The sequence below is a fragment of the Streptomyces mayteni genome (assembly GCF_054783955.1).
In genome coordinates, this window is the sequence record NZ_BAAGPR010000120.1 from 1 (window position 1) to 23068 (window position 23068).

General features: G+C 74.0%; 16 protein-coding genes. 9 read left to right on the plus strand and 7 right to left on the minus strand.

What is annotated here, in order from left to right; translation table 11 throughout:
- From ACYVPE_RS33765 to ACYVPE_RS33775, 3 genes are all read left to right on the plus strand, one after another.
- A partial coding sequence (locus tag ACYVPE_RS33765) for a carbohydrate ABC transporter permease (RefSeq protein ID WP_461037613.1) occupies positions 1-1001 on the plus strand: 1001 nt, incomplete at its 5' end.
- Complete coding sequence (locus ACYVPE_RS33770; RefSeq protein WP_461037614.1) at positions 998-1897, plus strand: carbohydrate ABC transporter permease; 900 nt, start codon at positions 998-1000, stop codon at positions 1895-1897. The genes ACYVPE_RS33765 and ACYVPE_RS33770, both read left to right, overlap by 4 nt.
- A 28-nt stretch (positions 1898-1925) precedes the next feature.
- The gene (locus tag ACYVPE_RS33775; RefSeq protein ID WP_461037615.1) at positions 1926-3515 is read left to right on the plus strand and encodes an alpha-amylase family glycosyl hydrolase; all 1590 of its coding nucleotides are present in this window, start codon (positions 1926-1928) and stop codon (positions 3513-3515) included.
- A gap of 33 nt (positions 3516-3548) precedes the next feature.
- Here the strand turns inward: ACYVPE_RS33775 and ACYVPE_RS33780 are convergent, their stop codons facing one another.
- From ACYVPE_RS33780 to ACYVPE_RS33795, 4 genes are all read right to left on the minus strand, one after another.
- A complete protein-coding gene (locus tag ACYVPE_RS33780; RefSeq protein ID WP_461037616.1) occupies positions 3549-4940 on the minus strand; it encodes a hypothetical protein in 1392 nt (463 codons plus the stop codon).
- Between the two features lie 122 nt (positions 4941-5062).
- Positions 5063-6202, minus strand: coding sequence for a DUF5685 family protein (locus ACYVPE_RS33785; RefSeq protein ID WP_461037617.1), 1140 nt, complete (start codon positions 6200-6202; stop codon positions 5063-5065).
- A gap of 36 nt (positions 6203-6238) precedes the next feature.
- Positions 6239-8749 carry a TPR repeat region-containing protein gene (locus ACYVPE_RS33790; RefSeq protein WP_461037618.1) on the minus strand — a complete coding sequence of 837 codons (2511 nt, stop codon included), beginning with the start codon at positions 8747-8749 and terminating at the stop codon, positions 6239-6241.
- A 920-nt stretch (positions 8750-9669) separates the two neighbouring features.
- The gene (locus ACYVPE_RS33795) at positions 9670-10644 is read right to left on the minus strand and encodes a threonine ammonia-lyase (protein WP_461037619.1); all 975 of its coding nucleotides are present in this window, start codon (positions 10642-10644) and stop codon (positions 9670-9672) included.
- A gap of 81 nt (positions 10645-10725) precedes the next feature.
- Between ACYVPE_RS33795 and ACYVPE_RS33800 the strand changes: the two genes are divergently transcribed.
- Entirely contained in the window at positions 10726-11622 is an 897-nt protein-coding gene (locus tag ACYVPE_RS33800) for a LysR family transcriptional regulator (protein ID WP_461037620.1), read from the plus strand.
- 121 nt (positions 11623-11743) lie between these two features.
- Here the strand turns inward: ACYVPE_RS33800 and ACYVPE_RS33805 are convergent, their stop codons facing one another.
- Both ACYVPE_RS33805 and ACYVPE_RS33810 read right to left on the minus strand, forming a co-directional pair.
- Positions 11744-13294, minus strand: coding sequence for an HtaA domain-containing protein (locus tag ACYVPE_RS33805; RefSeq protein WP_461037621.1), 1551 nt, complete (start codon positions 13292-13294; stop codon positions 11744-11746).
- Between the two features lie 289 nt (positions 13295-13583).
- Positions 13584-15074, minus strand: coding sequence for an HtaA domain-containing protein (locus ACYVPE_RS33810; protein WP_461037622.1), 1491 nt, complete (start codon positions 15072-15074; stop codon positions 13584-13586).
- A gap of 113 nt (positions 15075-15187) precedes the next feature.
- On the opposite strand from ACYVPE_RS33810, the gene ACYVPE_RS33815 reads away from it, so the two are divergent.
- The 4 genes from ACYVPE_RS33815 (at position 15188) to ACYVPE_RS33830 (ending at position 20706) form a co-directional block, all read left to right on the plus strand.
- Complete coding sequence (locus ACYVPE_RS33815; RefSeq protein WP_461037623.1) at positions 15188-16213, plus strand: heme/hemin ABC transporter substrate-binding protein; 1026 nt, start codon at positions 15188-15190, stop codon at positions 16211-16213.
- Positions 16214-17076: 863 nt separating this feature from the next.
- Positions 17077-18147, plus strand: a complete 1071-nt coding sequence (locus ACYVPE_RS33820; RefSeq protein WP_461037628.1) for a FecCD family ABC transporter permease — start codon at positions 17077-17079, stop codon at positions 18145-18147.
- Positions 18144-18989, plus strand: a complete 846-nt coding sequence (locus tag ACYVPE_RS33825; RefSeq protein WP_461037624.1) for a heme ABC transporter ATP-binding protein — start codon at positions 18144-18146, stop codon at positions 18987-18989. Before ACYVPE_RS33820 ends, ACYVPE_RS33825 begins: the two co-directional genes overlap by 4 nt.
- Positions 18990-19194: 205 nt before the next feature.
- Complete coding sequence (locus ACYVPE_RS33830; protein WP_461037625.1) at positions 19195-20706, plus strand: exopolysaccharide biosynthesis polyprenyl glycosylphosphotransferase; 1512 nt, start codon at positions 19195-19197, stop codon at positions 20704-20706.
- On the opposite strand, the gene ACYVPE_RS33835 is transcribed toward ACYVPE_RS33830, so the two are convergent.
- Positions 20700-21695 (minus strand): GDP-L-fucose synthase family protein, encoded by a 996-nt coding sequence (locus ACYVPE_RS33835; protein WP_461037626.1) that lies wholly within the window; start codon positions 21693-21695, stop codon positions 20700-20702. The genes ACYVPE_RS33830 and ACYVPE_RS33835 overlap by 7 nt on opposite strands.
- Before the next feature lie 79 nt (positions 21696-21774).
- Here ACYVPE_RS33835 and gmd point away from each other — a divergent pair, with 79 nt between their 5' ends.
- Positions 21775-22797 carry a GDP-mannose 4,6-dehydratase gene (gene gmd, locus ACYVPE_RS33840; RefSeq protein ID WP_461037627.1) on the plus strand — a complete coding sequence of 341 codons (1023 nt, stop codon included), beginning with the start codon at positions 21775-21777 and terminating at the stop codon, positions 22795-22797.
- Positions 22798-23068: the final 271 nt, after the last annotated feature.

Sequence of the window (23068 nt, forward strand, 5' to 3'; positions counted from 1 at the left end):
CGCCCTGCGCGCCGCCGCCGGCCGGCACCCCGCCGCGGCCCGGGCCGCGGCGGCCAGAAAGGCGCCGCCGCCGGCGCCCCGCCCTGCACCCAGGACACCACAGGACCGCGCTGGAGCGCCGCTTCGCCCGCCTCGGCTGGGTGTTCGCGACGCCCGCGCTGTTCGTCGTGCTGGCGGTCACGCTCTTCCCCATCGTCTTCTCCGTCGCCATGAGCCTGAGCAACGTCCAGGTCTCGTCCGACGGCTTCCGGCTCTCCGGGATCACCGCGGAGAACTACTCGATGCTGCTCGGCTCGGAACGCTGGCGCCAGGCGCTGCTGTTCACCGTGCTCTACACCGTCGGCACCGTCCTCGCCGAGCTGGTGCTCGGCACCATCGTCGCCCTGGTGCTCGAACGGCTCAGCGCCGGCCGCGGCTGGATGATGGCCCTGCTGCTGCTCCCCTGGGCCATGATCACCGTCGTCTCGGCCCAGCTGTGGGCCTACATGTACAACGGCGTCTACGGGGTGCTGACGTCGGTGGTCGAGGGGGTGACCGGCTCGGCGCCGCAGTTCCTCGGCACGCCGGGGCCCGCCGTCGTCTCGATGGCCGTCGCCGACATCTGGAAGACCACCCCGTTCGTGGCGATCATCGTGCTGGCCGGGCTGATGATGCTGCCGCGCGAGGTCACGGAGGCGGCCCGGGTGGACGGCGCGGGGCCGTGGACCGCGTTCTGGCGGGTCAGGCTGCCGCTGCTGCGGCCCGCGCTGACCATCGCCGTGCTGTTCCGGATCCTCCAGGCGTTCGGCATCTTCGACCTGCCCTTCGTGCTCACCGGCGGCGGCCCGGGCAACGCCACCGAGTCCCTGGCCCTGCTCGGCTGGCAGGTCATGTTCACCAACCTGGACTTCGGTCCCGGCGCGGCGGTGGCCGCCAGCACCGCGGGCCTGGTGCTGGTCGGCTGTCTGGTCTTTCTGCGGGCGTTCAAGTCCCGCGTCGGCGACGAGGAGGCCGGGGCATGACGACGGCGGCGAGGGAGACGACGGCCACCGGGGCGCCCGGCGGCGAGCCCTGGGGCGCGCGGGCCGGCCGGCTGCTGCGGGCCGTGCTCAGCTGGCCCAACGTGGCCGCGCTGGTCGTCGCCGCCTTCGTGGCGGCCCCCCTCTACTGGATGGCGGCCACCTCGCTCAAGCCGCCGGAGGAGATCGGCACCCACCCGCCCACCGCCTGGCCCGAGCACGCCACCTGGGCCAACTACCGGGACGCCTTCACCGACAACCACTTCGGCACCTATCTGCTCAACTCGGTGCTGGTCTCGGTGATCGCCACCCTGCTGGTGCTGAGCCTGAGTTCGTTCGCCGGCTACGCCCTGGCCAGGCTGCCGCTGCGCGGCAAGGCGCCGATCATGGTGGCGCTGCTGATGATCTCCCTCTTCCCCACCATCGCCCTGGCCGCCCCGCTCTTCCTGCTGATGCGCGACGTGGGCTGGCTCAACAGCTACCAGGGCCTCATCCTGGTCTACACGGCGCTCAACGTGCCGTTCGCGATCTGGATTCTGCGGAACTTCTTCCAGAGCATCCCCAAGGAGATGGAGGAGGTCGCGTGGGTGGACGGCGCCTCGCCGCTGCGCACCGTGCTCTCCGTGATCCTGCCGCAGGCCACGCCTGGCGTGTTCACGGCAGCCATCTTCACCTTCACCGCCTGCTGGACCGAGTTCCTGATCGCGCTGACCCTCAACACGGCGGACCGCTACCGGACCATGCCGGTCGGACTCGCGTTGTTCGGCAGCCAGTTCACCGTGCCCTACGGGACGATCTTCGCCGCCGCGACCGTGTCGGTGCTGCCCATCGCCCTGCTGGTCCTGATCTTCCGGCGCGCCGTGGTCTCCGGGCTGACCGCGGGCGCCGTCAAGGGCTGAGCGTCCTCGAGAAAGGTGTCCCGCTGCCATGTCGCCCTTCCGTCCCGTCCCGTCCTGGCTGGCCGACGCCGTGCTCTACCAGATCTATCCGCAGAGCTTCGCCGACTCCGACGGCGACGGCGTCGGCGACTTCGACGGCGTCACCGCGCACCTTGACCATCTGGCCTGGCTCGGCGTCAACACCGTCTGGCTCAACCCCTGCTTCGCCTCGCCGTTCCGCGACGCCGGCTACGACGTCTCCGACTACCTCTCCCTCGCCCCCCGCTACGGCACCGACGACGACCTGGCCAGGCTGGTGGAGACGGCCAGGGGCCACGGCATCCGGGTGATGCTCGACCTGGTCGCCGGGCACACCTCGGACCAGCATCCCTGGTTCCTCGCCGCCGCCGAGGACCCGGGCAACGACCGCTACATCTGGGCCGAGGGCCGGCCGCCACGCTTCGTGGCGTCCCCCGGCAGCCGGCCGGGCAGCTATCTGCCGAACTTCTTCGACAGCCAGCCCGCCCTCAACTTCGGCTACGCCCGCACCGACCCGGCCGAGCCCTGGCGCCAGCCGATCGACGCCCCGGGGCCGCAGGCCAACCGGATGGCGCTGCGCGGCGTCATGGACCACTGGCTGCGGCTCGGCCTCGCCGGCTTCCGCGTCGACATGGCGCACTCCCTCGTCAAGGACGACCCGGAGCTGGTGGAGACCTCCACGCTCTGGGCCGAGCTGCGCCGTTGGCTGGACGACACCCACCCGGAGGCGGCGCTGCTCGCCGAGTGGGGCGACCCGGCGGTCTCCGTGCCGGCCGGCTTCCACTCCGACTTCTTCCTCCAGTTCGGCGGCCCGTCCGACGGGCTGCCGCTGCGCTCGCTGTGGAACAACAACCAGGGCACCGTGGCCGACCACTGGACGCAGCGCCACTGCTTCTTCGACGCGGAGGGCGGCGGCACGGCCGAGACGTTCGTCGAGGCGTGGTCCACCGTCAGCTCGGTGATCGGCGACCGCGGCCACATCACCCTGCCCACCGCGAACCACGACTTCTCCCGGCTCGCCTGCGGCCCGCGCACCGCGGAACAGCTGCCGCCGGCCTTCGCGTTCCAGCTGACCTGGCCCACCCTGCCGGCCATCTACTACGGCGACGAGATCGGCATGCGGTTCGTCCCCGACCTGCCCGACCACGAGGGCAGCCGGCTCGGCGAGCGCTACAACCGGGCCGGCTCCCGCACCCCCATGCAGTGGGACGACTCCCCGAACGCCGGCTTCTCCACCGCCCCGGCCGACCGGCTCTACCTGCCGATCGACCCCGATCCCGACCGCCCCACGGTCGCCGCGCAGCGGGCCGACGAGGACTCGCTGCTGCATCTGGTGCGCCGGTTGATCGCGCTCCGCAAGGCCACGCCGGAACTGGGCCCGCACAGCCCCGTCGAGGTGCTGCACACCGGCTACCCCCTGGCGTACCTGCGCGGCGGGCGCTGCCTCGTCGTCGTCAACCCGCGCCGCGCCCCCGCCACGCTGACGCTCCCGCGCCCGGAGTTGGCGGCCGTGCGGCTGCTGGAGGGCGAGGGGGTGACGGTCGACGCCGGCGGCGGCGTCACGGCCGCCGGGTTCTCGTTCGGTGTCTTCTCCCTGTGACGGGGGGTGCCTCGGCGTCGCCGGGGAGGGGGATCAGCCGTTCATGGCGGTGAGCAGCGTCGTCAGGTCGCCGACCAGCTCCTCCTCGGTCAGGGCCCTGGTGTCGAAGCCACCGGCGTTGTAGGAGCCGTTGATCTGGACGGCGACGTACCGGTCGCCGACCACGTAGCCCGCGTCGAGGAAGCCGTGCCCCCCGCCGTCGTCCTCGTACACCAGGTAGCCGGAGGTGCCGGCCGGCAGGGTGTAGAGCGGTCCTGCGCCCGCCGAGTCCCGCAGGTTGTCCATGGTCGACCGCAGGCTGGATCCGAGCTCACCCGCGGGGTACATGACCTCGGATTCCGTGTAGTCCTCCACGCTGATGCGGATGGTGCGGAGGCCCGTGCCCTCCAGGCCGTAGGCCGCCTCCGCCGGCCGGTAGTTGCAGGCGGTCACCGGGATGGTCACCTCGGGGCCGTCGTCGACGACCTCCCCCCACACCTGGCCGTTGAGCTGTGCGGTCACCACGTCGGTCAGCGCGGCGCAGCGCTCCTGGCCCGAGCCCTCGACCGGCGGCATGGGGTCCCCGAAGTCCTGGAGGCCCGGGTACTCCTGGGCCGGCGACTCGCTGAGCTGCGGCGCGCCCGCCGAGGTGTCGCCGCCGAGCGACCTGACGATGTCGGTGATCTCCCGGAAGGTGGTCTCCTCGGTGAGCGGCTCGCTCGGGCCGTCGTGGCGCACGGTCCAGCCGTAGACGAGGACGTAGAAGGTGGTGTCGCCCTGCCGGAACGAGGCGGTGCCGTCGCCTCGTTCCAGGCCCGACGCCAGGTTCTGGTTGTGGACGATCCAGCCCTCGTCGCCGACGGGGAGTTCGTAGAGCGGGCTCCAGACCATGTCGGCGACATCGCTGGCCACGTGGGAGCGGATGACGGAGGAGAACCTGTCGTAGGCGGGCCCCGCGATCTCCCCGACCGACATGTACACGTTGGCCGTGAACCGGTAGGTGCCGTCGTCGAGGGTGCTGGCCGCCGGGGTGTTGTACCAGCAGTCGGCGCCGCCGTCCTCGGCGTCGGCGCTCTGGAACTCGTAGTTGCGGGCGAGCATGATCTCGGAGACGGCGGCGCACGCGGCGTCGGGTCCCGCCTCGTAGTCGAGCGCCAGCGCGTCGGGGAACTCCAGCGGCTCCAGGGTCGGGTGCGTGGCCAGCCGCGGCTCCCCGTCTCCCGATCCCGCCCCGTCCCCTCCCCCGCCGAGGGACATCACGACCGCGCCGCCGACCGCCAGTACGGCGACGAGCGCCACCAGCGCCCACCAGGGCCGAGCGCGGCGCGGCGCCGGGCCACCGGGCACCGGGGGCGCGGGGTGGCCGTATCCCGGCGGCGGCGCGGCGTGCTGGTACGGGGGCGGCTGCTGCGGGGGGTGGTGGTAGTGCTGGTGGTTGTCGGACATGCCCTCGGTGACTCGCTCTCGGCGTTCGCTCGAACCGGCGGGCGCACCCGCTGTGCGTCCCTCGGACACCGGTTCGCTCGGGCGAGTCTCGCGACCAGCGCTTTCATGGCGCTTTCACCGCGTCAGGGGCCGCAGTCGCAGCAGCAGCCGTCGCAGCAACCTCCGCCACCGCCCCCGCCACCGCTGCCGCCACCGCCGGATCTGCCCCCGCAACACTCACAGCAGTCGCAGCAGTCGCACGCGTCCCCGCAGTCGCACTTCCGGCACCACCCCTCCCGCCGCCGCTTCCCGTTCCACGGGTCCTCGTACTCCTTCCGGCAACACACCTGGCAGGTGCAGAACAGCCAGGTCCACCGCGCGCAGCCGGCCACCAGTCCCCGGCGGCGGGGTGGGGCGTCGAACCGCTCGTCGAAGGCGCGGCCGACCGCGCGGTCGAGCTCGTGGGCCAGGAGCAGGTGGGCCAGCCGGTCGTCGTCGAACTCGGCGTCCCGCAGGGCGAGTCGGACGCCCCGCACCGCGTCGTCGCAGAGCCGCCGCACCTCGCCGAGCGGCGTGCCGGTGGCGCTGATCGGGTTCCAGGCGCCGGCCGCGCGGTCGGCGTCGCGGTCCTCGACGGCGTCCAGCAGGTGCGCCACCCGGCCGAAGAGCCGGCCCGCCTCGGCGAGCGGGGTCGCGTTCGCCGGGCGGCCGGCGAGGATCGCGGTGTGGGCGAAGGCCGCGCCGGTCGCGGTCTCGGTGGGTTCGGTGACGGCGAGCAGCGGGGTGCCAGGGCCCGCCAGGGCCTCGACGTCCTGCTGCCGGTCGACGGCCTCGACCAGCACCGCCGTGTCGAAGCCCACGCCTGCCCCGCCCCTGGCGCCGGCCAGGTCCCAGCCGCTCGCCATCCGGTGGGCGGCCGCGGCGAGCGGGCGGTGCGCCAACGCCCCGTCGCCGTCCGCCACATGGTCGCGGATCTTGGCCGATGCCAGCACCAGCGAGACGGCCGCGGCGAGTTGGGCGCCGGCGCCGTCCGCGACCGACGCGGTCCGCATGCCGCGCAGCGGGCAGGGACCGGCCCGCCGCCAGCCGCTGCCGGCCTCGCCGCGCGGCGACTGCGCGTCGTACAGCACGGATATCAGCAGTCCGTCGTAGTTGGTGGCCGTCCGCGCGGCCTGGCCGTGGACCCGGCGCAGCGCCAGGCACAGGCCGCAGAGATGGCCCAACCACTCGGCCGCCAGGCCGTCGGGCAGCCGATGTCGACACGGTCTGATGATCCCGAACACACGTCCTCCCCCGTCAGGTTGGGATCATCATGCCCGCTACCTGCCGAGGGCGTCCTCGAAGCCCCGGCTGATCCGCTCCTCGGCGCCCGGGTAGCTCTTGGTCTCGATCTCGGAGACCGCGTTCATCAGGTCGCCGTAGACGACGTCGGGCGAACCGGCCCGCGGCAGGCCGCTGTTCTCCCGGCCGTAGTAACGGTCGAGCGCATCCTGGGCGTTGCCGTAGTCGGCGGCGAGCGCGGCGTGCGCGACGAGGGTCCTGACGTCCCAGTCGCCCGACTCGATGGCGTCGATCTCGGCCAGTTGCTGCGGCGTGAGCTCGGCCGGGCCGAGTGAGCTTCGGATGGCGGCGGTGAGGCCGTAGGCGCCGAGCGCCACGCCCGCGCTCACCGGGTTGCTCGCGCCGGCGAGCGTGGCCACCGCTCCGGCGCCGGTGGTCAGGCCGGTGAGCGCGGTGGTCTCGATCCGGGACCGGTCGGCGCCGTTCTCGACGGCCTGGATGTCCGCGTGCTCCACGAAGCCGGCCACCCGCCCGACCGCCTCGAGCGCGGCGGCCTCCCCGGTGCCGGAGTGGAACGCCTGGTAGGCGGTGAGCGCCTGCCACTCGCCGACGCCGGCCCGGAAATCGGACCGCACCGTGTCCATGCTGCCGTTCATCAGCTCGAAGAGGCCCTGCCGGTCCTCCCTGGAGAGCTGGAAGCCGTAGCGGTGGTCCTGGCCGAGCAGGCTGGTGAACCGGCGGGCGGCGGGGTCGTTCGGGTCGGCGGGTTCGAGGAACTGGGATCCGGCGTCGCCTGGGAACTGCGAGATCATGTTCAGGTAGCGCAACGCGGTGTCGCCGATGGCGCGTTGCAGCCCCGAGTGGTCGGTGTTGCCGACGTCGGCCTGCGGGCTGTGCTCGGGCACCAGCACCCAGAGGTCGTAGTCGTCCACGTTCGACAGCACGTTGAAGGCGGCCTGGACGTACGGCTTCGCGGCCGCGTCGTTGGGGTCGACGCCCGCCGGCACGGTGGTGCCCGATGCGATCAACGCGCCGACGCCCGCGCTGTCCTCCCACTCCTGGCGGAGCAACAGGTCGCGGAAGTCCGCGTCGTTGAGCAGCCCGGCGGACGCCTCGGTGTTGAGCGCGGCGGCCTGGAGCAGGCCGCTGCTCCCGGTGTTGGGCACGATCTCGATCCGCATCGGGTGGTACTGGGTCGAGGTGGCGGTCTGGATGTCCACGGCGGCCTCGGCGAGGTTCCGGGCGAACGCGTCGCCCGGCGGGGTCGTGGCGTGGGTCATGAGTTCGCCGAAGCCGTTGAACAGCCGCAGCTCGGCGGGGATGAACCTGGGGCCCGGGTAGTCGGTGGCGAACATGTCGCCTTCGGCGTAGTCGTACACGAAGGTGCGGATCGAGGCGGGCACGGCGGCCCGGCCGGCCTCGGTGGCCGGGTCGAAGCCGCCGCGTTCCGGGTCCGTCAGCAGGTTGATGCCGTTCGCCACGGCCTCCTGGGCGCGGGAGATCCCCCGCAGCCGCTCCTCGGCGGCGGCCCGCCCCGGACCGTCCGCGAGGTCGTCGGGGTCGGAGTGGAGCTGGCCGAGCGCGGACAGGGCCTGGATGTCCAGGTTCTCGTAGAACCGCTGGAGGTAGCCGCGTTCCGCCTCGGTGAGCAGCCGGGGGTCGCCGTCCTGGATCTGGGCGAGGCCCTCGGTGTAGAGGGCGAGCAGGTCGGGATCGGGGTTGTGCTGCCGCAGCAGTTCGGCGAGGCTCCCCGCGGCGACCTCGGCGACGGTGGGCGAGGTCCACAGGTCGAGCGGTCCTCCGGTGGTGTCGAGGCCGAGCCCTTCGAGGAGTTGGCCCGATTCGGCGAGCCTGCGGGTGTACTGGTCGATGGCCTCGGTGATGTCGTCGTGGGCGGTGCCGGCGTCGTCGGCCGCGGCGCGGAGGTGCTTGGCGCGGACCTCGCCAGGCAGGCCGTCGGGCAGCTGGTAGACGGGGCCGCCGCCGCTCCCGAAGGTGGGGCGGGCGAGGACGCCCTTGCCGCCGTGCCGCACCCAGAGGGCGACGGGCGTGCCGAGCACGCCGCGGATGGTGCCGGTGCGGTTGGCCTCCGCGACGCGGTCGGTGAGCGCGCCCTGCCAGGCGTTCCACTCGTCGGCCGCGGCCCGGACGTGCCGCTGGTACTTCTCCTCGAGGCCGCCGGGTTCGAAGACCAGGCCGTACACCTCGTCGCGGGTGTCGATGGCGGTGTTCATGGCCCGCACGAGGTGGGTCAACACCTGGTCCAGGTCCTCGCCGTTGCCCTGGAGGCCGTCGGCCGTCTCGACGATCCGCCCCTCGGCGTCCACCAGTTCGTCCCCGTCGAGCCCGCCGGCCTGCGCGGAGAGCGCGGTGGCCCGCGCCGCCAACTCCCCGGCGCCACGGGCGCCTTCGGCGGCCCTCGCGTAGCTGGCCGCGGTGTCGGCCATGTCGTCCGGGTCGATCTCGGTGGCGAACTGCTCGCAGCGCTGCCACGGCTGTTTGCCGGCCTCGGCCTCGACATCTACCCGCGTGAACGTCAGGTCAGGCACCGCAGTACTCCCCCGAGAACCCAGCACGATCCACCCGCCGGCGACCCTACCCGCGGCCCGCACCGGATTCCCGACCCCACCTCCGGCAGGAACATGCCAGCCCGTCCTGGCGGACGGACGGCCCCCGACGACCCCGGCCACGGCGTACGTCGGCCGGCTGACGGACCGACCGCCGTTCCGGGAGGGATCGTTCCGGGGCCGGAGGGTTCAAGGGCCGGAGCCGGCGAGTCCAGGGGCCGGCCGGGGGCCGAGGGCCAGGGGCCGCCAGGCCCCGGCGAGCCGGGGCAGGCGTCGGGCCGCCCGGCCCACCAGGGCCGGAGCCCGGCCCCGGCGCAGCCGGGTGCCGGGCCCGCCGGGGGTGCGGGGCCGGGGCGGGGGGCCGGGGCCCACCAGGGCCGAGGCCCAGGTCCTGGCCAAGCCAGGTGCCAGCTACGCCGGGGGCTGGAGGCTCCGAGGTGCCAGGGCCCGCCAGGGCTGCGGCCCGAGTGCCGGCTACGCCGGAGGCCAGGGGTGCCTGGATGCCGGGGGTCGCGGCCCGGCGAAGTCGGGGTCGGGCGGGGCTGCGGGCCGGCGAAGCCTGCGACGGTTGCGGGACCAGCGCGTCAGCGGGCCCAACGGGGCCCGGCGCGGCCGGCGGGGGGGCGGGGATCTCGTGAGGCCACGGCCGGCGGTGATCAGGCCGCCGTGTGGCGACGGTACGCCCATGTCAGGTGGGCGCCCCGCGCCCTGGCTGCCGCGTCCAGCCCGGCCGGGGTCCGGGGCTCCGCCGGAGGCGGACTCGCCCGGGGCGCCACGGCGGACCATCCGCCGGCCTCCGCCGGGCCTGCGGAGGCATCCGCGAGGCCATGGCCCCGCAAGGGGCCGCCGGCCTCCGCGCGGAGGCGGCTGAGGTGTCCGGGGGGGCTTGGCCCCGCAAGGGGCTACAGGCGGCGGATTTCCGTTTCGCTCGCGTTGGCGCCGCTACAGACGACGGCGATCCGTTGGCGGCCGGCGAAGTGGGCGGGGTGGGTGAGGAGGGCCGCCAGGGCCGTCGCGCCCGCGCCCTCGGCCAGGGTGTGGGCGTCGCGCATCAGCCGCCACTGCGCGGCGGCGATCGCGTCGTCGTCGACCAGCAGGAAGTCCGTGAGGTGGGCCCGCATGATCCGCTGGGTGAGGTCGAAGCCGGCACCCGTGGCCAGGCCCTCGACGCGAGTGCGGTTGGGGCGGGTGAGGAGCTGTCCGGCCCGCCAGGAGTCGTGCGCGGCAGGCGAGGCGGCGGACTGGACGCCGTAGACGCGACAGCCGGGGGCGACGGAGGCGGCCACCAGGCAGGCGGCCGCGGCGCCGCTGCCGCCGCCGACCGGGACGATCAGCGCGTCGACGTCCGGGGCCTGGTCGAAGATCTCCAGGTAGGCCGTGGCGACGCCGGCGATCAGCTCCGGTTCGTTGGCCGCGCTGACCAGCCGCATGCCGCGCTCGGCCGCCACCCGCTCCGCGTGCACCGCCGCCTCGCCGAGGTCGGCGCCCGCCTCGATCAGCTCGGCGCCGAGCGCCCGCACCGCGCTCGCCTTCGCCGGGTTCGGGTCGGTCGGCATGACGATCACGCAGGGCGCGCCGAACCTGGCGGCGGCGTAGGCGAGCGACTGGGCGTGGTTGCCCGTGGAGTAGCCGACGATGCCGCGGGCGCGCTGCTCCTGGTCCATGCCGGCGAGCAGCGTGAGGCCGCCGCGCACCTTGAAGGCGCCGGTCGGCTGGGTGTTCTCGTGCTTGACCAGCACGGTGGTGCCGGCCCCGCCCGCCGCGTCCAGCGCCGGGTAGGACCACATCGGGGTGGGCGGCAGGTACTCGGCCAGCAGCCGTCGGGCGCGGAGCGCGTCCGTGATGGTGGGCACCGAGGGCGGGGAGAGAACGGCCATGCCAGCACGGTGGCATGATCGCGACCAATAGATCCAATGCTTGTTTTCTCTGGAAGCATCGAGATTGCCTATGATTCGGGCATGCTCGACCTGACCCGGCTCCGCGTGCTGGTCGCCGTCGCCCGCGAGGGCTCCGTGACGGCGGCGGCCGAGGCGCTGCACTACGCCCAGCCGTCCGTCAGCCACCACCTGGCGAAGCTGGAGGCCGAGGTCGGGGTGGTGCTGATACGGCGGGCCGGGCGCGGGGTGATCCTCACCGACGCGGGGCGGCTGCTGGTGGCGCGCGCCGAGGAGATCCTGGGGCAGGTGGAGTCGGCGCGCGCCGAGCTCGCCGCGCACGCCGGCCTGCGCACCGGGCGGGTGCGGCTGGCCGCGTTCCCCTCGGCGCTTGCCACGCTGGTGCCGGCGGCGGCCGCCCGGCTGGCGGCCGCGCATCCGGGGATCGAGCTGGCGCTGACCGAGGCGGAGCCGCCCGAGGCGCTGACCGCGCTGCGCAACGCGGACGTGGACGCGGCGCTGATCTTCGAGCACGACGACCCGGTGCGCGGCGACCGGCGGAACACGACGGTGACGCCGCTGCTGGACGAGCCGCTGTATCTGGTCACGGCGCGCGGCCGGCGCTTCTCCGGGCGGCGGCAGGAGCTGGCCACGCACGCCGAGCAGAGCTGGATCGCCGGCTGCGAGCGGTGCCGCGCGCATCTGGTGTCGGTGTGCGAGCGGGCCGGCTTCACGCCGCGGATCACCTTCGAGACCGACGACCACGTGGCGGTCCAGGCGTTGGTGGCGGCCGGCCTCGGGGTGAGCGTGCTGCCGGGGCTCGCGCTCCAGGCGCACCGGAACGAGGGTGTGGTGGTCGACCGGCTGCCGGGCGACCGGCGGCGGATCTCGGTGGCGATCTACGGCGCGCCGCCGGCGGCCCGTCCGGTGCGGGCGTTCCTCGACGTGCTCGAGGCGACCGTCGGGGCGCACAGTTGGTGACACCCCGGCATGGGGGCACCTCCCTGGGGGCCGTCAGCTGGGGGAGGGTTGGGGTCGCGCCCGCCGCACCGAGTCGGTGGCGACAGTGGCGGCGGGCGCGACCCCGGGGAGAGCCGGACCGTCAGCTCTCCGGCGTGCGGCGCCGGCGGGTGGCCCCGTAGGCCAGCGCGCCGATCGCGGTCAGGGCGGCGGCGGTGCCGAGCGCGGCCGGCAGGTCGCCGCTCGTGCCGGTGCTGGCGAGCGCGCCGCCGACGGCGCCGCCTCGGGCGCCGGTCTGGGTGGTGGGTCCGCCGGTGCCGTTGTCGTCGTCGGTGTTGTCGTCACGGTTGTCGTCGTCGGGGAGGTCGGCGCCCTCCACCAGGGCGACGCTGACGGTGACGGGGTCGAGTTCCTCGCCGGCCGAGTAGAAGCCGCCGAACGCCTCGGCGCCTTCGGCGGTGAGCGTGGCGGGCACCGCGTCGAGGGTGAGGACGTCGTCGACCGGGTTCAACGCGTCGGCCGGCACGTCGAGTTCGGCGACGGTGATGGCGTCGTACTCGGTGACCTCGCCGCTGGTGCGGTCCTTCGATGAGACGTCGGCGATCAACTCGCCCTCGGTGCCGTCGATCTCCACGGTCAGCTCGGTGAACCGCAGGTCGAGCGCGCCCTCGTGGCCGGTGAAGCGGACGCCGCCGGCGAAGTCGGCGTCCAGGGCGGGCGTTTCGGGGTAGAACTCGCCGCCGGCGACCGGGAAGCGGTAGCCGTCGCCGATCTCGCTGGCGCCGTCGGAGAGTTCGACGTCGCCGTTGGCGATCGGCCCGGTCACATAGGTGCGGAAGGACTCCTTGACGCCCCAGTCGAGGCGTCCCTCCTGGACGGTCCCCGAGGTGTCGGGGTCAGGGGCCTGGTCGTCGGGGTCCTCCGGCTCCTCGGGCGCCGGGTTCTCCGGGTCCTCGGGGGTGGGGGTCTCGGGATCCTCGGGCGTGCCCGGCTCCTCGGGCTGCTCCGGCGTCCCCGGCTCCTCCGGTTCCTCCGGCTCCTCGGGGGTGCCTGGCTCCTCCGGCTGCTCGGCGACCGGGGTCACGGTGAGGGTGGCCGGGTCGAGCGCGGTGCCCGGCTGGTACATCGGGTTGCCGTGGTACTCGAACGCCTCGGCGCCGTCCTCGGTGAGGGTGGCGGGGATGTCCGCGAAGACCATGGCGCCGCCCTCGCCCTGGCCCGGCGCGACGCCCGACAGGTCGAGGCTGGCGAACTCGACGTCCTCGGTGGTGGTGCCGGCGACCGTCACGTCGGCGACGATGGCGCCGCCCGTGCCCTCGGTGACCACCCGCAGCTCGGCGAGGGTCAGGTCCAACTCGCCACCGTGGCCCTGGAACTGGACGCCGCCCTCGAAGCCGGTGTCCACGGCGTGGGTCGTCAGGTCGTAGCTGCCGGTGCCCTCGGTGAAGCGGAAGGTCCCGTCGGAGTTGGTCTCGGCGCCGTCCGCGACTGTGATGCCGCCGCCGGCGATGGGGCCGCTGATGTAGCGGCGGAACGACTCCTTGACGCCCCAGTCGAGGGTGCCGTCGGTGAGGCCGATGGTGGTGGACGGGGCGGAGCCGCCGTCGTCGGCGAGGGCCGGGGCGGCCAGGGAGGTCACGCTCAGCACGGTGGCGGTGGCCGCCGCGAGCAGCAGTGGTCTGGTGGGCCTCATCGGAACTCCTAGCGTGGAACCCTCGGCTTCAGCCGAGAGAGACGAAACGCATCCCCGGCGTCCGCTTAGCGGAACGTAGCGGCATCGTCGCGGAATGCTCTGGTAGAGTGATAGGGCCGCCGGGGCGATAACCAAGTCCCGGCGACCTACCGCCGGGCTGGCGGGAAGTGAGGTCTGTGGAGCGGGTGTAAGACCCTGGCTTGGGTTCGTCCCGGGGGCGGTCCGCGGTGAATCAGAAAGGTCCTCTCGCGAGGGTAGGAATCCCCTTCAATTCCAGGAGGGGAGGATGTCAAGCGGGGTCTGTCTCCTCGGAAGGCGGGCCGGATTTTGTTTGTGGGATCGTGTGGCGGTTGCGCCGCACGATCCCGAACGCGAGGGCCGCCAGGACGAGCAGGAGCGCGGCGACGATCGCGAACAGGGTGAGATTCGAGGCGCCGCGGTCCATGTCGTCGGCCTGGACGGCCTCCTCGTCGGCCGGCGGTTCGGCCTCCGGCTCGGCGGCGGTGGGTTCGCTGCCCAGGTCGGGGAGGGCGGGCAGTCGGGCGTCGGCGTCCAGCGCGACGGCCAGCGTGATCGGGTCCATCTCGGTGCCCGGCTGGTAGAGGCCGTCGAAGGCGGCGGCGCCCTCCTCGGTCAGCTGGGCAGGCACCTCCTGGAGGAGGATCAGGCCGTCCTGGGGCGTCAGTTGGTCGGGCGTGGCGGCGAAGGTGACGAGCGGCAGGTCGGCACGGGTCTCCTCGTCGCCCGCGGTGACGTCGGCGGCCAGGGTGCCGGTGCCGTCGGCGACGGAGACGGTGACGCCGCCGATGGTGAGGTCGAGGCCGGTGCCGGTGAAGGTGACGGCGCCCGTGAACTCGGCGTCCACGGTGCCGGCTTCGGGGTCGGTGGTGCCACCTCCCGCCGGGAACCTGAAGAGCGCGCCGCCGTCCTGGGCGCCGTCGTTCAGCTCCCAGCCGCCGGCCGCGATCTCCCCCGTGACGTACTCCCGGAAGGTGCGGCGCACCCCCCAGTCCACGGCCGCGTCCACGAACTCGCCGGCGTTCTCGGCCGGGTCGCCGTCCTGTTCCGCGGGCTCCGCGCTCTCCTCCGGCGCCTCGGGGTTCGGCTCGCTCGGGGCCGGCGCGGGGTCCTCGGTGTCGGCGGTCAGGCTGACCGGGTCGAGGGGGTCGCCCGCCTGGTAGTAGCCGGCGAAGGCGGTGGCGCCCTCGGTGGTCAGGGTGGCGGGGATGCCGGTGACGGCGATCTGGGTGCCGCCGCGCAGGTCGACCCCGGTCAGGTCGAGGGCGGCCAGCGGCACCCGCGTCGACTCGGTGATCTCGCCGCTGCCGCGCGCCTTGCTGCGCATGTCGGCGTAGAGGGTGCCGGCACCGCCATCGACGCTGACCGTGGGGTTGCTGATCGTGAGGTCCAACTCGTAGGAGCCGTCCTCCTGTTGGTGCCCCACGAAGCGGACGCCGCCCGAGTAGCTCGCGGTGAGGGCGCCGCTGTCCTGGTCGTAGTCGCCGGTGGCCGAGTGGAAGCGGAACTCGCTCTGGCCGACGGTGGCGGCGCCGCCGCTCAGCGTCCAACTGCCCTGCGCGATGGGGCCGGTGACATAGCTCTGGAAGGACGAGCGGATGCCCCAGTCGAGGCGGCCGCCGGCCACGGCGCGTTCGGCCGCCTGCGCGACGCCGGCGAACGGCGCGAGCAGGCCGGCGAGTACGAGCGCGGCGAGCGGCAACAGGGCGCGGAGCCCACGCCGGCGTGGGCGTGGATATCCGGGCAGCTTCCTGGACAGCATCGAAGGGTCCCTCCCGACGAACCGGGGTCGACGACTGAGGTTAGGCTAACCTAAGCCACGGTGAGCCACCGCGACAGGTGGCCCGGCCCCGGGAATCGGAGAGGTGCGGAGAGATGAAGCGAGCTGGTCCGCTGGCGGCCCTTGGCGCACTGCTCCTGCTGCTGACCGCGTGCGGCGGATCCTCCTCGCCGTCCTCGTCCTCCTCGTCCTCCGAAACGGGGGCCGGCTCGACCGCCACCGTGCCGCCCGTCGACCGGGTGGAACCGCTGTCGGGGCCGGCGCCGACGCCGGCGCTTCCGGTCACGGTCGCCTCGGCGGACGGTGAGCGGGTGACCGTCGAAGCGGCCGAGCGGATCGTGCCGTTGTCGGGGTCGATCTCCGAGATCGTCTTCACTCTCGGGCTCGGGGAGCGGGTGGCCGCCAGGGACGTCACGGCCACCTTCGAGCAGGCGGCCGACCTGCCGGTGGTCACCAGGGGCCACGACGTCTCGGCCGAGAGCGTGCTGTCGCTGCGGCCCGACGTGGTGCTCGCCGAGTCCACCAGCGGTCCTGCCGAGGCCATCGACCAGATCCGCTCGGCCGGCGTGCCGGTGGTCGTCTTCGACGCGGCGGCGAGCCTGGACGACGTGACCACCCGGATCGACGCGGTGGCCGCCGCGCTCGGCGTCCCGGACGCCGGCGCGCAGCTCAACTCCCGTACGGCGGACCGGATCGCGGCCGCGCAGTCGGAGATCCCGACGGACGGCGACCGCCCCCGGGTGGCCTTCCTCTACCTGCGCGGCTCCGCCTCCGTCTTCCTCATCGGCGGCGCCGAGTCCGGCGCGACCTCCCTGATCGAGGCGGCCGGCGGCATCGACGCGGGCGCGGACGCGGGCCTCGAAGGGGACTTCACCCCCATCACCAGCGAGGCACTGGTCACGGCGGCGCCCGACGTGATCCTGGTGATGTCCAAGGGCCTGGAGTCGGTCGACGGCGTCGACGGCCTCCTCGAACTCCCCGGCGTCGCCCAGACCCCCGCCGGCATGGACCGCCGCGTCGCCAGCATCGAGGACGGCATGCTCCTCAACTACGGCCCCCGCACGGACGAGGTCCTGGCCTCCCTGGCCACCCAACTCCACGACACCGGACCAACCGAATGACGGCCCACGCGAGCCGCGCCGAAGGCGCGGACGCGGCCCCCGGCCGCCCGACCCAGCCGAAGGCGGGGCGCGAAGGAGGCCCCCAGCCCGAGGCCGGGACCCCGGCCGCCACCAGCGCCGAAGGCGCGAGCCGCGCCGGTGGCGCGGGCGAGCCGACCAGGCCGTTGCCCGGCCGCCCGACCCAGCCGAAGGCGGGTGCCCCCGCCTACACGGGCGCCGAAGGCGCCCGCTCGCACCACGACCCGGCGCCGGCAGGCGCGTCCCGCGCCGAAGGCGCGGAGGCGCGGGGCGGCTCGGCCGAACGAGCCCGCGCCAACGGCCATCGGCCACGCACCGACCACCCCACGACGCCGGCCGGCGGCCACCGACCGGAGGCCGGAACCCCGGCCGTCACCGGCGCGACCGCGCACAGCGCGGCCGCCGCAGGCGACCGGCTCGGCCCGCCCTCGGCGCCGGCAGGCGCGAGCCGCGCCAGCACCGCCAACAGCGATCGGCCAGACGCGGCCCAGGCGACAGCCGCCGACCGACCCACCGCACCGAACGCCCCCCGGCCGGAGGCCGATGGTCCAGCCAGCGCCGACAAACCCACGACCGCCGAGCCGGCAGACGCGGCCGTGCCGAAGGGATCGCCCGCGCCGTTGGCCAGCCGCGCCAGCGGCCAGGCCGAACGAGCCCGCGCCAACGGCCATCGGCCAGACGCGGCCCAAGCGGGAGCCGCCGACCGACCCACCGCACCAACCGACCCCCGGCCGGAGGCCGACGGCCCAAACGGCGCCGCCGAACCCGCCGCCGCCGAAGACCTCCGACCGCACCACGACCCGGCGCCGGCAGGCGCGTCCCGCGCCGGAGGCGCGGCCGAGCCGCTGGCGGCGGCCGAACCCGCGCCGGCCAGCCCCCGGCCGGAGGCCGGAGGCACGGCCGGCTGGCTCGGCGGTGGGCTGGTCGTCGCCCTCGTCGTGGTCGCGCTCGCGTCGGCCGCGATCGGGGCGTACGACATTCCGCTCGGGGACCTGCTCTCCTCCGTCCGGCACCGACTGCACCTCGGCGGGCAGCCGTTGGACCGGATCGGCGAGAGCGTGCTGTGGGACGTGCGGCTGCCCCGCGTCGTGCTCGCGATGCTCGTCGGCGCCTCGCTCGGCTGCGCGGGAGCGCTGATGCAGGGCGTGTTCGGCAACCCGCTGGCCGAGCCCGGCGTGATCGGGGTTTCCACCGGCGCCGCCGTCGGCGCGGTCGCCGCCATCGCGTTCGGCGTCGAGGTCCTCGGCAACTGGACGGTCACCGTCTTCGCGTTCGTGACGGGCCTGTTCACCGTGCTGCTGGTCTACGCGCTGTCGCGGTCCGGCGGCCGCAGCGAGGTGGTGACGCTGATCCTCACCGGCATCGCCGTCAACGCGTTCGCCATGTCGCTCGTCGGCCTGTTCATCTTCTTCGCCGACAACGCCCAGATCTCGCAGATCACCTTCTGGCAGCTCGGCTCGCTCGCCCAGTCGACCTGGCCCAAGGTGCTGGCCGTGCTGCCCTGCGCGGCGCTCGGCCTGCTGGCGGCGCCCGTCTACGCCAGGCGCCTCGACCTGTTGGCGCTCGGCGAGCGCCCCGCCCGCCACCTCGGGGTCGACGTGGAGCGGCTGCGGATCTCGTTGATCCTGGTCGTCGCGCTGCTCACCGCGGCGGCCGTCGCCGTCGCGGGTGTGATCAGTTTCGTCGGCCTTGTCGTGCCGCACCTGCTGCGGATGGTGGCCGGTCCCGGGCACCGGTTCCTGGTGCCGGCCAGCGCCGTCGGCGGCGCGCTGGTGCTGCTCTCGGCCGACCTGGTGGCCCGCACCGTCGCCGAGCCCGCCGAGCTGCCGCTCGGCGTGATCACCGGGCTGATCGGCAGCCCGTTCTTCTTCTGGCTGCTCCGCAGGACCCGCAGCCGACAGGGGGGTTGGGCGTGATCGGCCGGCTGCTGCGCGACCGGACCCCCGAGCCGCCGGCCAGGCCGGTGCCGGGCGAGCCGCTGGCCGGGGCCGCCGGTCTCGGCGTCCGGCTCGGCGGCCGCGACGTACTGACCGGCGTCGACCTGGACGTCCGCGCCGGCGAGGTGCTGGCCCTGGTGGGGCCCAACGGGGCCGGCAAGTCCACACTGTTGGCCGCGCTCGCCGCCGATCAGCCGCCCACCAGCGGCGAGTTGACCATCGCGGGCCGCCCGGCCGCCGCCTGGGGCGCGCGCGGCCTCGCGCTGCGCCGCGCCCTGCTGCCGCAGACCGCCGCGCTCGCCTTCCCGTTCACCGTCGCCGAGGTGGTGCGGATGGGGCGCGCGCCCTGGGCCGGCACGCCCGCCGAGGACGAGGACGACGCGGCGGTCGCCGAGGCGATGGCGGCCACCGAGGTGACGGCCTTCGCCAGCCGGCAGTTCTCGGCGCTCTCCGGCGGCGAGCGTGCCAGGGTCGCGCTCGCCAGGGTGCTGGCGCAACGCGCCCCGCTGCTGCTGCTCGACGAGCCGACGGCCGCACTCGACCTGCGCCACCAGGAGTTGGTGCTGCGCGTCTGCCGGGCGCGCGCCGGCGCGGGCGACGCCGTCGTGGTGGTGCTGCACGACCTCGGGCTCGCCGCGGCCTACGCCGACCGCGCCGCCGTGCTGCACGACGGCCGGGTCGCCGCGGAGGGGCCGCCGCACACGGTCTTCACGGAGGAGCTGCTGAGCCGCGTGTACCAGCACCCGGTCGAGGTGCTGCCCCACCCCCGCACGGGAGTTCACCTCGTGGTGCCCCGGCGCGTGGCGCGATCCCATCCATGAGCCCCACAACCAGGGAAAGTTATAGCCAACGCACGCCAAACGGTAGTTGCATGCCCTAGCCTTTTCTGCGGTCGGCGCGAACTCGGGGGGAGATGAGGACGCGCCGTTCTTCTTCGTATCTTCGCCTCATCAACGCAGTACCGTTGCACCTCTGCCGCAGCCGCTTCACCGCTCAGTGTTGCCGCGTCCGCATTTTGGGGGGTCCATGCGTCATCAACAACCCAACGCCCCGCACTCCGGGCTCGCCCGAAGACCAACGGCGGCCACCCTCAGGCCTCTTGGCCGCCGCGAGACCTCCCCCTGGTATCCGCCGGTCGCCGTCGCCACCGACGTGCTCGGCGTGTTCGTGCCGGTGCTCACCGTCTACGGTCTCGCGCCGGAGCCCCGCCCGCTCGCCGCCGCCACCGTAGCCACCCTCTCCTGGGTCACGATCCGGGTGATCCACCACCGCTACCGCGCGCGCTCCCTCGGCGAGACCCGCGGCCTGCTGCCCACCGTGCACGACTGGCTCATCTTCCTCGGCCTGCTCGCCGGCCTGCGCGCCGTCACCGGCGAACGGTCGGCCGTCACCTCGGCGTTAGTCGCCCTCGTCCCGTCGCTGCTGCTCACCGCGGTGACGGGCGCCCTGCTGCACCGGCACCTGCTGGCGCAGCGTCACCGGGCCAGGGCCGTGCGCCGGGTGCTGGTGGTCGGCGAACCGGCCCCGGTCGACGAGGTCACCGCCCAGCTGGCCGCCCGCACCGACCACGCCTATGTCGTCATCGGCACGGTGCTCGTCGGGGAGGCCGGCGAACTCACCTCGGGTGTGAAGGAGTTGGGGCGGCTCGCGGCGGCCGTCGACCGCTCCCCCGCCGTTCCCGACCTGATACCCGAGGGCCCGGACGGCAGCACGGTGCTGGCCGCGGCCCGCCGGCAGGACGCCGACCTGGTGCTGATCGCGCCGGGTTGCCTGCTCACCGGCGAGCGGTTGCGCCGGATCTGCTGGGCCGTCCAGGACGCGGGCCTCCAACTCGCCGTCGCCTCCGGGCTCTCCGAGGTGGCGCTGCGCCGGCTCACCGTCTCCAGCGCCGCCGGGCTGAACCTCCTGCACATCGACCCGCCGCTGCGCCACGGCCCGCAGCCGGCGCTGAAGTCGGCGCTCGACCGGGTGGCGGCGGGCGCCGCGCTGGTGGCGCTCGCCCCGCTGCTGGCCGTCCTCGCCCTCGCCGTCAGCCTGGACTCGCGCGGGCCGGCGCTCTACCGGCAGACCAGGATCGGCTACCGCGGCACCCCGTTCACGCTGTGGAAGTTCCGCACGATGGTGCCGGACGCCGAGTCAAGGCGGCGCGAGCTCGAGGGGCTCAACGAGCACCTGAACGGGCCGCTGTTCAAGATCCGCCGCGATCCCCGGATCACCCGCTTCGGCCGCTTCCTGCGCCGCACCTCGCTGGACGAACTCCCGCAGCTGGTCAACGTGTTGCGGGGCGAGATGTCGCTGGTGGGGCCGCGGCCGCCGCTGCCGGAGGAGGTGGCGAGCTACGGCGCCGTCGAGCTGCGCCGGCTCGGCGTGAAGCCGGGGATCACCGGCCCGTGGCAGATCAGCGGCCGCTCCGACCTGTCCTGGGACGAGGGCCTGGCGCTGGATCTCTTCTACACCGACAACTGGTCGATGACCGGCGACCTGGACGTCCTGGCCCGCACCTTCCGCGCGGTCGTCGACGGCCGGGGCGCCTACTGATGACCCGAGGCACCCACCGGCGCCGTGGCGTAACGGCGCGGCCGTTCGGCCGCCGCGCCCTCGGCCAGCCACCACTCGTAGGTCTCCCGGACGCCGCGCGGCAGCGGCGTCCCTGGAACGAAGCCGAGCGCGGCCAGCCGGGAGACGTCGAGCAGCTTGCGGGGGGTGCCGTCCGGCTTGCTCGGGTCCCAGCCGACGCGGCCGGTGAAGCCGACGGCCTCGGCGACGGTCGCGGCCAGTTCGGCGATCGTCAGGTCCTCGCCGACGCCGACGTTGACCGGCGAGTCCCCGTCGTAGTCGCGCAGCAGCGTGACGCAGGCCCGGCCGAGGTCGTCGCTGTGCAGGAACTCGCGGCGCGGGGTGCCGGTGCCCCACAGCACGACCTCCTCGCGCCCGTCCCGCGCGGCCTCGTGGAAGCGGCGGATCAGGGCCGGCAGCACGTGCGAGTTCTCCGGGTCGAAGGTGTCGCCCGGGCCGTAGAGGTTGGTGGGCAGCGCCACGACGTAGCGCCGGCCGAACTGCCGCCGGTAGGACCGCACCTGGGAGATGCCGGCGATCTTCGCCAGCGCGTACGGCTCGTTGGTCGGCTCCAACGGGCCGGTCAGCAGCGCGTCCTCGGTGATCGGCTGGGGCGCGTGCTTGGGGTAGATGCACGAGGAGCCGAGGAACAGCAGCCGGTCGACGTCGGCCGCGTGCGCGCCGCCGATCACGCTGAGCTGGATCCGCAGGTTGTCCTCGAGGAACGGCACCGGGTAGCGGTCGTTGGCGAGGATGCCGCCCACCGTGGCGGCGGCCAGCACCACCGCGTCCGGCCGGGTGTCGCGCAGGAAGCGCAGGGTCGCCTCGGCGTCCCGCAGGTCGAGCTCCGCGCGGCCCCTGGTGATCACCTCGTGGCCCCGGTCCGTGAGTTGGCGGGCGATCGCGCTTCCGGCCAGGCCGCGGTGTCCCGCGACGAAGATCCGGGCGTCGGGCGGCAGCAGTGTCGTCATGGCAGCGGATTGTGTCATATCACTACATACCAGAACGAACACCCTTACGCACAGTGCGGAGAGAGAGGCTGGGGCCGCGATGAGTGGCGGTAACAGGACGGCGTTGATCACCGGGGTCACCGGGCAGGACGGTTCGTATCTCGCCGAGTTGCTGTTGGCCAAGGGCTACACCGTGCACGGCCTCGTGCGGCGGTCCTCCTCGTTCAACACCGAGCGGATCGACCACATCTACCAGGGCCCGCAGGAGCCGTCCCGCACGCTGGTGCTGCACCACGCGGACCTCACGGACGGGGTGGCGCTGGTGAACCTGCTGCGCGAGCTGCGGCCCGACGAGGTCTACAACCTGGGGGCGCAGTCCCACGTCCGGGTCTCCTTCGACGTCCCCATGTACACCGGCGACGTCACCGGGCTCGGCACGCTGCGGCTGCTCGAGGCGATCCGGGCCAGCGGCATCGACACCCGCATCTACCAGGCGTCGTCCTCCGAGATGTTCGGCGCGACGCCGCCGCCGCAGCACGAGGGCACCCCGTTCCATCCGCGCAGCCCCTACGGCTGCGCCAAGGTCTACGGCTACTGGTCGGCGGTCAACTACCGCGAGGCGTACGGGCTCTACGCGGCGAACGGGATCCTGTTCAACCACGAGTCGCCGCGCCGGGGCGAGACCTTCGTCACCCGCAAGATCACCCGGGCGGTGGCCAGGATCAGCGCCGGCCTCCAGGACCGGCTCTACATGGGCAACCTGGACGCGGTGCGCGACTGGGGCTACGCGCCGGAGTACGTCGAGGCGATGTGGCGGATGCTCCAACAGGACGAGCCAGACGACTACGTGGTGGCCACCGGGGTCGCGGCCACCGTGCGGGACTTCCTGGCGGCGGCCTTCGCGGCCGGCGGTCTCGACTGGAAGGACCATGTGCGGTTCGATCCGAAGTACGAGCGGCCGAGCGAGGTGGACGCCCTGATCGGGGACGCGTCCAAGGCGCGCGAGGTGCTCGGCTGGGAGCCGAAGGTGCGCTGGCGCGAGCTGGCCGAGCTGATGGTGGCCGCCGACATCGAGGCGTTGGACGCGGAGTTGAGCGGGCGGCGGGTGCGGATCGACCGCTGACGCGGTCGCAGTCCAGCGGGCGGCGCGCACAACCCGCCCCGCATTCATCACTGTTCGCGCACAACCTGACGGCCCGTTGGTTGGTCCAAGTGGGGCTGGAAGGCAGATCGGTAAGGCGAGTTGGGTAGTGGGTGAGGCAATGACAGCCAGAGGCTTCCTGCGAAGCGCTGCGCGGGAGCTGAGAAACGGGCTGCGGCGGACGGAGGTGCCGGAGGGCGCCGACCGGGGCCGCGCGCCGCACGCGGCCGAGGCGGCGCCGAGCGGCGCCGCG

What these genes read in the sequence shown, in the direction of transcription:
- ACYVPE_RS33770 (WP_461037614.1), top strand. Translation starts at nt 998, where the DNA reads ATGACGACGGCGGCGAGGGAGACGACGGCCACCGGGGCGCCCGGCGGC.
- ACYVPE_RS33775 (WP_461037615.1), top strand. Translation starts at nt 1,926, where the DNA reads ATGTCGCCCTTCCGTCCCGTCCCGTCCTGGCTGGCCGACGCCGTGCTC.
- ACYVPE_RS33780 (WP_461037616.1), bottom strand. Translation starts at nt 4,940, where the DNA reads ATGTCCGACAACCACCAGCACTACCACCACCCCCCGCAGCAGCCGCCC.
- ACYVPE_RS33795 (WP_461037619.1), bottom strand. Translation starts at nt 10,644, where the DNA reads ATGGCCGTTCTCTCCCCGCCCTCGGTGCCCACCATCACGGACGCGCTC.
- ACYVPE_RS33800 (WP_461037620.1), top strand. Translation starts at nt 10,726, where the DNA reads ATGCTCGACCTGACCCGGCTCCGCGTGCTGGTCGCCGTCGCCCGCGAG.
- ACYVPE_RS33805 (WP_461037621.1), bottom strand. Translation starts at nt 13,294, where the DNA reads ATGAGGCCCACCAGACCACTGCTGCTCGCGGCGGCCACCGCCACCGTG.
- ACYVPE_RS33810 (WP_461037622.1), bottom strand. Translation starts at nt 15,074, where the DNA reads ATGCTGTCCAGGAAGCTGCCCGGATATCCACGCCCACGCCGGCGTGGG.
- ACYVPE_RS33815 (WP_461037623.1), top strand. Translation starts at nt 15,188, where the DNA reads ATGAAGCGAGCTGGTCCGCTGGCGGCCCTTGGCGCACTGCTCCTGCTG.
- ACYVPE_RS33830 (WP_461037625.1), top strand. Translation starts at nt 19,195, where the DNA reads ATGCGTCATCAACAACCCAACGCCCCGCACTCCGGGCTCGCCCGAAGA.
- ACYVPE_RS33835 (WP_461037626.1), bottom strand. Translation starts at nt 21,695, where the DNA reads ATGACGACACTGCTGCCGCCCGACGCCCGGATCTTCGTCGCGGGACAC.
- gmd (WP_461037627.1), top strand. Translation starts at nt 21,775, where the DNA reads ATGAGTGGCGGTAACAGGACGGCGTTGATCACCGGGGTCACCGGGCAG.